Below are 13934 nucleotides of genomic sequence, written 5' to 3' on the forward strand. Positions count from 1 at the left end.
TTTTTGAATGCTGGATTTGGATCCGCAGCCGCCCAAAACAAGACAGCTCTTGACAGAATCGATGAGCTGGACGCTAATTGGGCCATCATCACGAAAAGCGTTGGAAAAGCGCGAGGCGGTAAGCAACCGCGTGAGGCAGATAGAGCGGTGAGGGACAAATGCAGGTTGCAAAACCGGTCGGGCGCAATGCCTCGGCCCTGAAATATGACATTCTATCGGCGCTGTCTGTCCACGCGCTGTCTGGCGATAAGCATCGCCAGCGCAGCATTCTTCGCATAATGGTTCTGATCACCACCCGCTACAACTGGCGCAACAACGAACTGTCAATCGGGCGCGAGGAAATTGCGCGCCTGTGGTCCGTGGATGAACGAACCGTCAAACGCGAGATGGCCAAGCTGCGCGGCAGAGGGTGGATTTCAGTCAAACGACCGGCAGCACGGGGGCGGGTTGCGGTCTATGAACTGGATCTGAAGCAGATCATGATCGACACCGAAGAGATCTGGCCTACTATTGGCAGGGATTTTCAGGACAGGATGGGGCAGGCCCCGGCCGAAGAAACCAACATCATACCGTTCAAATCCAAACCTCCGGCTCCGGAATCAGGTGACGATGACGTCTGGCGGTCGGTCCAGGCGTTTCTGTATGAACGCGACCCCGAGCTTTGGTCCAGTTGGTTCCAGCATCTGGTTGAGGCTGGCAGGGCAGGGGGGGTGGCCACCCTGATTGCGCCCAGCCGTTTCATGGCGGATTACATTTCGCAAAAATGGACAACCCGCGTTTTGGCAGCGTATGCGCGTGTGGACCCTTCTGTCCGAACCCTGCGGATCGACGCTGCGGAATAAGTCAGCGAGGGCAGGCAAGACCAGCTGATAACCATACGGGTCACCGGCGTCGCCTCTGATTGCGCCAAACGAAGGTTTTCTGAACATCGCGGTTGCGATGCGGGGTATTTGTGGAAAAGTAATCAAATATGGGTGGTGCGCAAAATGCCCGTTTTTTGCGTATCAGTATCTGACTGAAGCTGTAACGCATGTTTCCGGAAAGACCTGGAAGTTCCGTAGTACGTGGCCCGTCTCAGCCAACATGGTCCAAGATGGCCAAATCACGCCGGGCTTTTCTTCTTACTACAGTTGATCCAAATGGCCGGCTTCCGTCACGATACTACGCGAAGAAAATGTCGGGCGTTGTCTTCAAGGCGATGGCCGCGTGCCCGGTGGTCAACGGTTCCTTGTAACCGTGTGAAAAACGGTCTTGGCCATTTAGCTTGTGTCTTGTGGTACGCTGTGTCGCAATTAGTCTGCCCCGCACGCGATGAGGGTCTTCCGCCCTGGGCTGTACAAAACCAAGCGGCAATCCAAGGTGCATTTCTGGCAGGTGAGGGGCCACGCGAACCACGGGGCAACGACCAGGCATTCCATTGGTAAATGCCTGCGTCGCATCAGGAAACAATAAATGATTAGGTTTAGCCTAATGTTTGGTGAGGAACTCAATTCTTCAGAGGTTTCGCCGCTCCGTATATACCTGTGCCAAATTTCGCGGTGCTTAGGGAGGCGGATGTGTCTGACAGTGGAAATGTCGCGATTGACGTGCGGGATGCGGTCAAGCGCTACGGCGACTTTACGGCGCTGAAAAGGATCTCACTGTCGATCATGGACAATGAGTTCTTTACGCTTCTGGGGCCGTCGGGCTGCGGCAAGACCACTTTGCTGCGGATGATTGCCGGGTTCGAGGACGTGACCGAAGGCGCCATTTTCCTGTATGGCGATGAGATTGAAAACCTGCCACCGAACAAGCGCCCGGTGAATACGGTGTTCCAGAACTATGCGCTGTTTCCGCATATGACCATTCTGGGCAACGTGGCTTTTGGGCTTGAGATGCGCGGTGCGTCGAAGTCTCAGGCGCGCACGAAAGCCGGTGAAATGCTGGAACTGGTGCAGCTCAGCCAGTTTTCGGCGCGCAAACCAAGCCAGCTTTCGGGCGGCCAGCAACAGCGGGTCGCGTTGGCGCGTGCATTGGCGCCACAGCCCAAAGTGCTGTTGCTGGACGAGCCGCTATCCGCCCTGGACCTGAAGCTGCGCAAGGCCATGCAGCTTGAACTGAAGCACCTGCAGCGGGAAACCGGGATTACCTTTATCTTCGTGACGCACGATCAGGAAGAGGCGCTGACCATGTCCGATCGCATTGCGGTGATGTCAGCAGGTGAAATGCAGCAACTGGGCGCGCCGACGGATATCTATGAGCGACCGCGCAACATGTTTGTTGCCGATTTCATCGGCGAGACGAACCTGCTGGAAGTATCCGTCGACGGGCTCCGGGACGGTCGCGCGATCTGTCATCTGGGCGGCGGGCACGAACTGACCTGTGATCAGGTCGAAGGTGTCGGGGTGGGGTCAAAGGTTCACATGTCGATCCGACCCGAGCGTCTGTACATGTCCGACAAACCGGTCGAAAGCGAAAGCCTCAAGGGGCGCGTGAAGGACAACATATTTGTCGGCACCGACATCACCACGATCGTGGATCTGCAGGACGGACCCGATTTCGTGGTGCGCACGTCGAACTCTGATCGCGGCAACAAGCGCATCTTCGAGCCGGGCACCGAGATGTTCGTCAACATGGAGCTGGGGGCCGCGCGCCTCCTGGTGGACTGATGGCCGCCGGTGCAGCAAGCGGCGGCAGCGCAACGACCGACACCTATAAGGAGGCCCGCACTTGGCTGCTGTTGCCTGCATGGGTGACGCTGAGCATTTTGGTCCTGGCACCGGTGTTCATGATGCTGGTCTACTCGTTCCTGACGAAAGAGTTCCGCGGCGGCGTGATCTGGGAGTTTTCGCTGGCCGCTTATGATCAGTTCTTCTTTGACCGTGGTCTGTTCGGGGATGAACCGCCCAAGATCGAATGGACCTACCTCACCATCTTCTGGCGTTCGATCTGGCAGGCGGGCGCGGCGACGGTGCTTAGCCTGGTGATCGGCTTTCCGACGGCCTATTTCATTGCCACCCGGCCCGAAAACATGCGGCCCGTCTGGGTGTTCCTGATCACGATCCCGTACTGGGTGAACCTGCTGATCCGGACCGTGTCGATGAAATTCCTGCTGCGCGACCAGGGTCCGCTGAATGATTTTTTGATCAGCATCGGTTTGATCGACAGCCCCCTGCATATCGTCAATACCAACTTCGCGGTGCAACTGGGCCTGTTCTATTCCTATCTGCCCTTCATGGTGCTGCCGATCTACGCGGCGGTGGAACGCTACAACTTCGCGCTGAGCGAGGCGGCAGCGGATCTGTATGCAACCAAGTGGACGACTTTGCGGCGCATTCTCCTTCCGGCGGTGAAGCCCGGCGTGATCGCCGGATGCATCCTTGTGTTCGTTCCCTCAATGGGTTCCTTCCTTGCCCCCGACCTGCTGGGCGGCGCCAAGAACTTTATGATCGGCTCGCTGATCGAGGAACAGTTCAAGGGCAATGCCGGTAACTGGCCGTTTGGCGCGGCTGCGTCGATGATCCTGCTGACCATGGTTCTGATCCTGCTGATGCTGTTTGCACGGCAACAGGCCAAAGCCGAGAAAGCGGAGGGCTGACCGATGGCAAGCAAGCAATTCGACATCAAGTCCTATCGCGGCTTCAAAGGTATCACCCTGTTGTGTCTGATCGTTCTGTATGCGCCGCTGCTGGTCGTGACGATCTACAGCTTCAATGCCTCGCAATCACTGACAAACTGGGAAGGTCTGTCGCTGCGCTGGTATGCGGACGTGTTCACCGGACCGGAAAGCGATAAGTTCAAGCAGGCCGCCAAGAACAGTTTTATCATCGCCATCGTTGCAGCCACAGTGTCGACGTCAATTGCGACACTGGCGGCGACCGGAATGGTCCGGGGCGGCAGGTTCAAGCTGCGCACCCTGTCATTCGGCCTGATCAGCCTGCCACTGATGGTGCCCGAGATCGTGACGGCCGTTGCAACCCTGATCTTTTTCAATTCGATCGGATTTGAACGCGGCATCATGACCATCCTGCTGGCTCATATCGCGTTCTGCATTCCCTTTGCCTATTTGCCGATCTCGGCCCGGATGCAGGGGATCGAGGACAGCTATGAACAGGCCGCGCAGGACCTTTATGCCACCAAGCGGCAGGCATTTACCAAGATTCTGCTGCCGCTGATGATGCCCGGTATCATCTCGGGCTTCCTGCTGGCTTTCATCGTCAGCCTGGATGACTTCATCATCACCAACTTTGTCAAAGGCGCGGGTGTCGAAACCCTGCCGACGGCGATCTTCGGTTCGGTCAAACAGGGTCTCAAACCCAATATCATGGCGATTTCGACCATGCTGCTGGCCGTGTCCGTCATCATGGTCACGATAAGCTACTTCGTCAGCAAAACTGACAACACGAAATAACCAACAGAGGGAGAACACAATGAAACATATGATGAAAAGCGGCGTCGCCGCGCTGGCCCTGACTTTGGGCGCAAATGCAGCAGCAGCCGAAGGCGAACTGGTTGTCTATCACTGGTTCGAATACATCCCGCAGGAGCTGATCGACAAATTCTCCGAGGAAACCGGCATCGAGGTGACCATGGACACCTACGATTCAAACGAGGCGATGCTCGCCTCGCTCAAGGCTGGCGGGATCGGAACTTATGATGTTTCGGTGCCGGGCGACTACATGGTGTCGATCATGGCAGGCGAGGGCATGCTGGACACGATCGAAGACGGCGAACTGAAGAACAAGGGCAATATCGAACCCGAATGGGCCGATCCCAGCTTTGACCCCGGCCGCAAACATTCGATCCCGTATCAGTGGGGCTCGACCAGCTTTGCCGTGAACCGCGATGTCTATTCCGGCGACATCCAGACCACCGACATCCTGTTCAACCCGCCGGCCGAGTTGCAGGGGCGGATCAACATGCTGGACAGCCAGGGTGAGGTCATGGCCATGGCGGCGCTGCACATGGGCATCCCGCAGTGTTCCACCGACCGCGAACAGCTCAAGGCGCTGAACGCCATGCTGCAAGAGGCCAAGCAGCACTGGTCATCCTTCAACTCGGACACCGCCAAAGAGGTTTTGGTCTCGGGCGATGCGGCGGTCGGCCAGATCTATGACGGGTTCTCGGCCAAGGCGCGCGAGGAAGGCGCAAATGTCGAATATGCCTATCCGACCCAGGGCTATATCGCGTGGATGGACAATGTCGTTCTGCTGAAGGATGCGCCGAACCGTGACAACGCGCTGAAATTCATGGACTTCCTGCTGGAGCCGGAAAACATCGCCGCTGTCACCAACTTTGCCCGCTATAACGCGGGGGTCGCAGGTGTCGAAGAGTTCCTGAACCCCGCGCTTGCGACGCAACCGGAAAAGAACCCGCACGACAAAGTCGGACCGGGCGTCTTTATCGAGGTTTGTTCGCAGGAAGTTCAGGCCGTCTATGACCAGATCTGGACAAATCTGAAGAAGTAAACTCTCCCCGTGCAATAAGCACCAATTTACCGGGCGGCCAGGCCGCCCGGTCTTTTACTCTATCGGTACTGCGACGAGTTTGAGCAGCAGCAGGAAAAGCGCACGCTCGGTGATGATGTCCAGCTTGCGATGGGCGCTTTTTGACCGTGCGCGACGCTGCATCCATGGTGGTGCAGGTTTGGCGCTGCCGTTGGGCACGGCTGTTGCGCTGACGTCAAAAAAACCCGAAGATCAGGTCTATCAGAACCTGATTGTGTGCGGGGACGAGTGGGAGGACGCAGGCGTCAAATCCGTCAGCCGGATCGGCGATTGCGAGGCCCCGTCGGTCTTTGCGGCAGCCTTCCATGCCGGACACCGCTGGGCACGGGACCTGGATAGCAGCGAGAGCCCGGTGCCGAAAATTCTGCCGATGCCACTGAGTTAAAAAAGGAGGAAAGCATGACCAAACCTATCCGCTTGCTGGCCGATGGCCACCCCGAATCCGGCTTTGTCCCGTCTTCCCTAGTGGCTGACGGTGATTTCACCAGCTCGGACAAGACCGAGACCATAAGCAGCTTTTTCGAAAGCCGGGATGAAAAGATTTCGGTAGGGGTATGGGAATGCGCGCCCTGTCGCGAGGATATCGAGGCTTATCCGGTGGATGAGATGATGACCGTGATCTCGGGTTCGGTCACGCTGACCGGATCGGACGGGGTGGCGCAGGTTTTTGGGGCCGGAGACACCTTTTTTGTACCCAAAGGCACGCCCTGTACGTGGGAAATCACGCAGACATTGCGCAAGTTTTACATGATTGCGGAATGACAGGCGCGCGGCGCGGGTTACCGTGCGCCGCGCAAGTTTCGCAAGACCGCCAGAATGGCGATGAAAATGAACATGACCTCGATCACGATTGCGCCCGGATTTGGCCGATGGATCAGGGAAATCATGACCAGTGATCCGCCCAGAATGTTCCAGGCATTGAAGGGTATCTTGTTTGCGGGAAGGACATTGCATGTCGCCAGATAGTAGACGCACACGATAATTGCCGACCCCAACAGGCCGATTCCGTCAACAAGAGTGAGGTCCTGCAGCAATTCCATATTCGATCTCAGTGGCTGATATCGGCCAGGATACGGTCCATCATCGCGTCACAGGCGCTGAGTTGCCCGAGGTCCAGATATTCGTCCGGCTTGTGTCCTTGCCTTTCCATTGATCCCGGCCCGCAAACGACGGTGGGAATGCCCAACTCGCTGAAAAACCCGGCCTCGGTGCCAAACGCGACCTTGGTGGTCGCGTTGTTTTGCGACAGCTTCAGGGCATAGCCGATGACGGCATCCGTCTCGGGCACGTCCAGACCGGGATAGGCGTTATATTGTTCGACCTCGACGCGCGCCTCGGGGCATAGGTTCTGATACGCCGCACCAACTCTGTGGGCCGCATCCTGTAGCTGGTCGAGGATATCTTTGCCGCGATCCGATGCCAGATGCCGGTATTCAAAGGTCAGCTCGGCGCGGTCCGCCACGATGTTCAAAGCCTTGCCGCCGGACATCATGCCGACGTGAAAGGTTGTGTAGGGAACGGAGTATTCCGGGTCGATGTTTCCACTTGCGGCATAGGTTTTTTGCAGGGCGCGCAACTCATTCACGAAATCAGTCGCCAGGTGCAGCGCGTTGACGAATTTCGGCGCCAACGCCGAATGACCACTTTGCCCGTGGCAGACAGCCCGCAATGCTGCTTTTCCCTTGTGACCGACAGCGACCTGCATCTCGGTGGGCTCGCCCACAAAGCAGGCGCGGGGTTGACCCAGCATCGGTGCCAGCCGCTCCAGCATGTGCTGAATGCCAACGCAGCCGACTTCTTCGTCATAGGACAATGCAATCCTGAGCGGCTCGCGCAGGTTCGAGGTGCCCGTGCGGTCGGCCAAAGCCATGACCGAGGCCACATAACCCTTCATGTCCGTTGTGCCGCGCCCGTAAAGCCGGTCACCTTCGCGGGTCAGCCGGAAGGGATCCTTGGTCCAGCTTTGCCCTTCGACCGGAACGACATCCGTGTGCGCGGACAGCAAAACGCCATCTCCGTCCGGTCCCTTTTCGGCATAAAGACCGGTTTTTTCCCCACCGGGGTCGGTGATGCGGTGAACAGCAAAACCGCGCGCCTCAAGAAACGCTTCGACATAGCTGGCCAGTTCAAGGTTCGAGTTCTTGCTGACCGTATCGAAGCTGACCAGCTTTTCCAGAATTTCCAGCGAGGACGTCATACGCTTTGTGCCTGTGATTTGGATGAAAATACCCGTGTTGTGCACAGCCTATACGACCTGCAAAAAACATAAATCCGGGATTGGCGAAGCAGAGGTTAGGATAAAACGAAGCTGATATCAGCCCGCTTTCTGATTGCAGAGACCCGGGAGCGTGCCGGACTTCTCGGCTTGTTCACAATGCTCGACAAAGGCCTTCACCGTGTTGGTTTCATTCTCGGCCCGTGCCGTTAGCAACCCAAGATGCATCGGTCTGAGATCCCCTGCCAAAGGAACGAAGATCAGCTTTTTGCCATCGGGCGACAGCACATTCAGGGGGCGGATATTTGCGATCGAAAATCCGAAGCCATTGGCAACCAGGGACCGCATCACGGACATGTCGGCAGTGCGTTCCCCGATATTCGGTTTGATATTGGCATCCCGGAAGAACGACAGGAAATACTCACCACTGAACGGCAGGTCCAATAGCACCATCGGGCTGTCCTGAAGATCGGGGATCGTCAGCTCTGTGTGGTCGGCCAGCGGGTGGCCTTCACCCAGGACGACATATGGCGGCAGCTTGTGAAGGGGTCGAAATTCCAGATCGGCAGGTATATCCAGATCATAGGTCAGCGCGATATCCAGTTCTGCCCGGCGCAACTGGCTGAAGATTTCCGCCTGATTGAGTTCGCGCTGCTCGATGCGGACGTCGGGGTATGTGATCTCGAATTCCCGCCGCAATCCGGGCAGGACGATCTGCGCAAAGGTCATAAGACAACCCACAGAAAGGATGCCCTGAACCTTGCCGGTGATTTCACCTGCCAGCGTCGCCAGAAGTTCGGCCTCGCGCAGAACGAATTCGGTGCGCTCCATGAACTTGTGCCCGGCCTTGGTCAGTGACAGGCCCCGCGCGTGTTCGCGTACGAACAGATTGACGCCGAACTCAAGCTCAAGCTGGGTGATCGCCGCCGAGATCGACGGCGACGAGACATTCAGTTTGTCGCTGGCAGCGGCGATGCTGCCTGCCTTTCCAACGGCCACAAAGTATTCCAGCTGCCGCAGCGTGTATCTGAAAGGCAATGGCGCATCCCCGCGTGGTTGCGGATCAAGCCGTGTACTTGATCCACGTGGTCTTCAAAGCAGTATACTTTTCAAGCGAGTGCAATGACAAATCCCGTCCGAAGCCCGATTGTTTCATGCCGCCAAATGGCGTTTGGGCAGACAGGGCGTCAACGGTGTTGACCGAAACAGTGCCGACCATCAACTTGTCGGACACCCGGCAGGCGCGGCTGAGGTTGTCGGTCCAGACCGAGGCCGCCAGACCGTAGATCGAGTCATTCGCCATGGCGACGACCTCATCCTCGCTGTCAAAGGGAATGACCGACAGGACGGGACCAAAGATTTCATCGCGGGCCAGAGGGTTGTCGTGGCTCACGTCGTCAAAGATGGTGGGCTGAACAAAGCAGCCTTTGCCGTCTACGGTGACACGCTCGCCGCCTGTCACCAGATTGGCCGATTTCTTGCCTTCTTCGACGAAACGGATAATGCCTTGCGTCTGCTTTTCGTCGACGATGGCGCCCATTTTCGAGGCCGGGTCCAGCGGATCGCCCGGCTGCGTCGCCTGCGCCCGCTCAATCAGCTTTTCGACGAAGGCATCCTTGATCGAGCGTTCGACGTACAGCCGCGAGTTGGCCGAGCAGACCTCGCCCTGATTGAAGAATATTCCAAAGGCGGCCATGTCGGCGGCGGTGTCCAGATCCTCGCAATCGGCAAAGACAAGATTGGGGCTTTTGCCGCCGGTTTCCGGCCAGACCTGTTTCAGGTTCGACTGCCCCGAATACTGCATGAACATCTTGCCGATGGCGGTCGAGCCTGTGAAGGCCAGGCAATCCACATCCATATGCAGACCCAGCGCGTGACCGGCCGTCGCGCCATAGCCCGGCACGACGTTGAAGACCCCGTCCGGGACACCGGCCTCGGCGGCCAGTTCGGCCAGGCGCAATGCCGAAAGTGGCGATTGCTCGGCCGGTTTCAACACAACCGAGTTTCCTGCGGCCAGCGCGGCGGCGGCTTTCCACGTGGCCATGTCCAGTGGGAAGTTCCATGGGGTAACGGCGCCAACGACACCAAGGGGGACGCGGCGGACCAGTGCCAGATCGCCGGGACCGGTGGGGGCAACCTCGTCATAGACCTTGTCGATGGCCTCGGCATACCACTGGAAGAAATGCGCGGACCCCGGCGCGTCGATGGTGGCGGCATCTGTGATCAGCTTGCCCATGTCGAGGCTGTCCAGCAGCGCCATCTCTTCCAGATTGTCCCGGATCAGATCGGCCAGCTTCAGCATCACCGCCTTGCGGTCCCCAGGTGCCATGCGTGACCAGCGGCCATCTTCGAACGCAGCGCGTCCCGCGGCCACGGCCCGGTTGACGTCCTCTTCGTCACATTCCGCAACTTTGGTCAGAACCGCACCGGTGGCCGGATTGACGCTGTCAAAGGTCTTGCCAGAGGCAGCATCGACGAACGAGCCATTGATGAAGGCCTGCCCCCGGAACGACAGACCGGCGGCACGGGCTTTCCAGTCTTCGTGTGAATAGTCCAACATTCTGTCTCTCCCTGATTACTGGTCGCCGGGTACGCCGTAGGAGGGCGCCTCGCGCGGGTCGAGTGCGCGCTGGATGTAGGCGTCCAGTTGTGGCTTGTAGATGTCCCAAGCGGTTGCGACGGCCTCGATGGGACAATCTTCTGTCCAGTCGCAGCGCAGATCGGCCACCGGCCAGCTAACTTTGTCGACAATCTTCAGGCCTGCGGAATGCACCGGACCTGCCTCGCCACCCGCAGCAAGTCCCGCGCGCATCGCGGCAATCAGGCGGTCGCCGATATGGCCCGAGGCGGAAAGGAACCCGTCGACGATGGCCTGCGGAATGCCGTCATTGTCCAGCAGGTTCCCGCCCGAGGCGACGTTCTCGGCCTGCGCCTGTGTCCAGATGCCAAGGCTGTTCGGGCCGGAATGGATTGCGGTGCGCCCGGCCGTGTCCACAGCCAGCACCTGACGGTATTCGATGAATTTTGCGCCGGCCTTCATGGCCTCGATAGCCTCGGGTGCGGTCTTGCCCTGTTCCATCAGATCCAGCGTCAGCGGGCCAAGGCTGGGGTCCGTCACGTTCTGCGTTGCGACTGCCCCGACTCCGGCGCGGGCAAAGGAACAGCGGGCCGCCACGGCGGGCGACGAGGAGGAAATCGCTAAGCCGAACATTCCGGTTTCAGCGCAGCGGGCAACCAATGAAAAAGTCATTCAGGTCTCCTTGAATCACAGCAACCGGACCGCGCGTGAGAGCAAGAAAGGGACGCGGTCCGGTCTGTCGACTGATCGAAACGATCAGTCAGGGATGACGGCGGTGCCGTCGATTTCGACCAGCCATTCCGGACGCGCCAGCGCTTGAACCACCAGACCGGTTGAGACCGGATGAACGCCTTTGATGTACTCGCCCATGGTGCGATAGACGGCCTCGCGGTGGCGGACATCGGTGATGTAGACGACGACCTTGACCAGATGCTCCATCGAGCCGCCGCATTCCTCGATCAACTGCTTGATGTTCTGCATCACCTTGTGGGTCTGCTCGACCGGGTCGTGACTTTCGATGTTGACCGCATCGTCGAGGTTCTGCGGGCACTGGCCACGCAGGTAGACGGTCTTGCCACCCTGAGTCACAACGGCCTGGCAAAGGTCGTTGTCGAGGTTTTGCTCGGGGTAGGTGTCGGAGGTATTGAATTTGCGGATACGTGTATGCGCCATGTCGGGGTCCTGTCTTCTTACTCTGCTGCGGGGGCAATGATGGCTGCTTCGCCGTCATAATCGGCATAGGCCCGCTGGATCGCGATCTGATCGGCAATGTATTTCGCGTCGTGCCAGACGCCCCACAGGAAGGTCGAGCCGCGGCGCGACTGCCAGGGCAGGCCAAGGAAATACACGTCCGGTTCAACCGAAACCCCGCGCTGATGGATCGGCGCGCCTTTGTCGTCGAAGGCATTGGCCTTGATCCAGCTGAAATCCTGACGGAAACCCGTGGCCCAGATGATCGTGGTAATGCCTTCCTTGGTGAAATCGACCGAACCGAGCGGATTGGTCAGGCTGTCGGGATCGGCGAAGGCTTCGCGGGCCTCGGGTTCTTCCGGAAGATCAAGGCCGGTGCGGTCCACATAGGCGTCCGCCAAATCCAGCATTTCGTGATAATTGGCATCGCCAGCGGCCACATTGCGCTGCAAATCGTCGGCAAAGCTCAGAACGCCGTTCTCGAAGCTTTTTGTCATGCCAACCAAGGTGACGCCTTCGTTGCCAAGACGACGGAAATCCATTGTGTGCCCGCCATAGGCACCGCTGACCGAGATGGTCACGTGTTCGGTTCCCGGCTTCATCGCGGCCACGTCCCACAGGCCCAGAACGCCCAACCACCAGACGAAATCCCGGCCTCGGTAGCGGCGCGGCGGGCGGTCATGCGGTCCAACCGACAGAAACACCTTGCGGCCGGCCCGGTTCAGCTCATCCGCGATCTGTGCGCCGGATGATCCGGCACCGACGACCATCACGGCACCTTCGGCCAATTGGCCGGGGTTCTTGTAGAAAAACGAGTGAATCTGGTCGACACCTTCCGTTTCCGGCACAATCGGTGGGATCACCGGATGCTGGAAAGCGCCCGTAGCGGCAACAATGCGCTTGGCATGGATTTCACCGGCCGAAGTTTCGACACGGAAGCCGCCCTCGCCGGGCAAACGCTCGGCCCTGAGCGCCTCGACACCTTCGCGGATGGGCGCGTTCACCATTTCGGCATATTCGACAAGATAGTTGGCCACCCGGTCTTTCGAGACAAAGGCATCCGGATCGTCGCCCTTGAACAGCAGGCTCGGGAAACGATCGTGCCAGGCCGGGCCGTTGGCGACCAGAGCATCCCAGCGACCGGTACGCCATGCCTCGGCCGTCCGGCTCTTTTCCAGAATGATATGCGGAACATTGTTGTTTCCCAGATGCTCGCTGAGCGCGATACCGGCTTGACCGCCACCAACAACCAGTGTGTCCGTTTTCTCGATGGGCATGTTTCGTTTCCCTTTGACTGTATCTCGGTCCGACACAAATGGCCGGGCAAACTCCTGGCTGAACTGGATAGGGTCTGACAGACGGCTCCAAATATGGAGGCCCCTGTAGTCACCGATTTCGGAGGACGGCGTGCAGTCGTAAAAGTGACCATTGTTCGGGCGACGGTCACTTCGCGATTACAGCTTTCCGTGCCGATCCAGCACGCCTTGCGCGTTTCGTGAGGAACGTTCCACAAGTTGGAATTGGGCGAAATTACTGTCTAGCTTACCCTTAGTTAGGTTTTGGCTAATCTGGCAGGATTTACGCTTGTTTTGATTGCAGTTGGCCGTGATCGGACAGGTACGGTGCGATCAGATAAAACAGCTCTCCCTGCGAAGAGATCTGGCATTTCCTGTAAAGCTGCTTGCGTATGACTTTGACGGTTTGCGGGCTGATCCCAAGCGTGAGGCCGATGGAAACCGACGAATGCCCCTGCAGGATCAAAAGTGCGATCTCAGCTTGCCTTGCGCTCAAACTGATCTCGAGTTCCGAGGACAGTCGGTGACGCAAAAGATCGACGACATCTTCCGGCGTGTCTGAGCCCCGCGGTCTGAGGTCCGACCAGTTCTGCCTGACCAGCGCGTTTACAACCGGGGCCAGCTGCCTTGCCTGTTCAAGATCACGGGATGAAAACCGTGATGCGGTGGTCGCATCCCGCCCCAGACAGACGGTTATCGACACGCCCTGCGTCGGAGACGAGAAGAATGCGATCTCGTCGGCGAGCGTGGTGCGTTGATAGTAGGATTTGTAGTACTCGTTGCGATGAAACTGGTCCGGGGCAATGTCGCTTAGCCGATACATCCCATCTGCCGCGTCTGCCGCGTGCAGGGAATAGAACGGGTCCAGCAGGTAAGCGCCTGTTACATAGTGGCTGTTCATACGTTCAAAAACGCGCTTCTCGCTGGCTTGGGTCAGAAAGACCTCTGGTTGTCGGCTTTTGAAGAAAGCGACGATGGTCATGTTATCGATACGCAGGCAGGCGCCGAGCCAGTTTTGCAATCGCCGGGCAAACCCGGTGGTACCTATGGACAGGATTGTGTCTGCCAGAAGCTCTGGCTTGGGCATGTGGTCCACGGCGCTATACCTCTTTGGGGGTATATACCCCCTCATGATCCATGATCTACCATGATTGTCGAAATAAGGGGGT

The 13934-nt window shown here is 58.3% G+C and carries 15 protein-coding genes; 7 read left to right on the forward strand and 8 right to left on the reverse strand.

Annotated elements, in window-relative coordinates; genetic code table 11:
* The first annotated feature begins 158 nt into the window (after window positions 1–158).
* From AC2FIR_RS09295 to AC2FIR_RS09325, 7 genes are all read left to right on the forward strand, one after another.
* Window positions 159–842 (forward strand): DnaA N-terminal domain-containing protein, encoded by a 684-nt coding sequence (locus tag AC2FIR_RS09295; protein WP_170679209.1) that lies wholly within the window; start codon window positions 159–161, stop codon window positions 840–842.
* Window positions 843–1556: 714 nt separating this feature from the next.
* Window positions 1557–2648 (forward strand): ABC transporter ATP-binding protein, encoded by a 1092-nt coding sequence (locus tag AC2FIR_RS09300; protein ID WP_496745838.1) that lies wholly within the window; start codon window positions 1557–1559, stop codon window positions 2646–2648.
* Entirely contained in the window at window positions 2648–3577 is a 930-nt protein-coding gene (locus AC2FIR_RS09305) for an ABC transporter permease (RefSeq protein WP_170611550.1), read from the forward strand. The genes AC2FIR_RS09300 and AC2FIR_RS09305 overlap by 1 nt, the downstream gene beginning before the upstream one ends.
* A gap of 3 nt (window positions 3578–3580) precedes the next feature.
* A complete protein-coding gene (locus tag AC2FIR_RS09310) occupies window positions 3581–4390 on the forward strand; it encodes an ABC transporter permease (RefSeq protein ID WP_170611552.1) in 810 nt (269 codons plus the stop codon).
* 19 nt (window positions 4391–4409) lie between these two features.
* Complete coding sequence (locus tag AC2FIR_RS09315; RefSeq protein WP_496762199.1) at window positions 4410–5447, forward strand: extracellular solute-binding protein; 1038 nt, start codon at window positions 4410–4412, stop codon at window positions 5445–5447.
* A 109-nt stretch (window positions 5448–5556) separates the two neighbouring features.
* On the forward strand, window positions 5557–5871 hold the full coding sequence (locus AC2FIR_RS09320; RefSeq protein ID WP_496762201.1) for a hypothetical protein: 315 nt from the start codon (window positions 5557–5559) through the stop codon (window positions 5869–5871).
* Window positions 5872–5885: 14 nt separating this feature from the next.
* Complete coding sequence (locus tag AC2FIR_RS09325; protein WP_496745842.1) at window positions 5886–6248, forward strand: cupin domain-containing protein; 363 nt, start codon at window positions 5886–5888, stop codon at window positions 6246–6248.
* 17 nt (window positions 6249–6265) lie between these two features.
* Here the strand turns inward: AC2FIR_RS09325 and AC2FIR_RS09330 are convergent, their stop codons facing one another.
* The 8 genes from AC2FIR_RS09330 to AC2FIR_RS09365 all read right to left on the reverse strand — a co-directional run bounded on the left by AC2FIR_RS09330 (window position 6266) and on the right by AC2FIR_RS09365 (window position 13852).
* A complete protein-coding gene (locus AC2FIR_RS09330; RefSeq protein WP_496745844.1) occupies window positions 6266–6526 on the reverse strand; it encodes a CBU_0592 family membrane protein in 261 nt (86 codons plus the stop codon).
* Between the two features lie 8 nt (window positions 6527–6534).
* Entirely contained in the window at window positions 6535–7683 is a 1149-nt protein-coding gene (gene argE, locus AC2FIR_RS09335; protein ID WP_496745846.1) for an acetylornithine deacetylase, read from the reverse strand.
* Between the two features lie 117 nt (window positions 7684–7800).
* Window positions 7801–8739, reverse strand: a complete 939-nt coding sequence (locus AC2FIR_RS09340) for a LysR substrate-binding domain-containing protein (RefSeq protein ID WP_496745848.1) — start codon at window positions 8737–8739, stop codon at window positions 7801–7803.
* A 25-nt stretch (window positions 8740–8764) separates the two neighbouring features.
* Window positions 8765–10261 (reverse strand): aldehyde dehydrogenase, encoded by a 1497-nt coding sequence (locus AC2FIR_RS09345; protein WP_496745850.1) that lies wholly within the window; start codon window positions 10259–10261, stop codon window positions 8765–8767.
* A gap of 15 nt (window positions 10262–10276) precedes the next feature.
* Window positions 10277–10951 carry a DUF1028 domain-containing protein gene (locus AC2FIR_RS09350; RefSeq protein WP_480812777.1) on the reverse strand — a complete coding sequence of 225 codons (675 nt, stop codon included), beginning with the start codon at window positions 10949–10951 and terminating at the stop codon, window positions 10277–10279.
* 84 nt (window positions 10952–11035) lie between these two features.
* Window positions 11036–11452, reverse strand: coding sequence for a RidA family protein (locus tag AC2FIR_RS09355; RefSeq protein ID WP_170611570.1), 417 nt, complete (start codon window positions 11450–11452; stop codon window positions 11036–11038).
* Window positions 11453–11469: 17 nt separating this feature from the next.
* Entirely contained in the window at window positions 11470–12747 is a 1278-nt protein-coding gene (locus AC2FIR_RS09360) for a flavin-containing monooxygenase (protein WP_496762204.1), read from the reverse strand.
* Between the two features lie 301 nt (window positions 12748–13048).
* On the reverse strand, window positions 13049–13852 hold the full coding sequence (locus tag AC2FIR_RS09365) for a helix-turn-helix transcriptional regulator (protein ID WP_496745855.1): 804 nt from the start codon (window positions 13850–13852) through the stop codon (window positions 13049–13051).
* Window positions 13853–13934 lie beyond the last annotated feature (82 nt).

The organism is Ruegeria sp. CDSB136 (genome assembly GCF_059610965.1).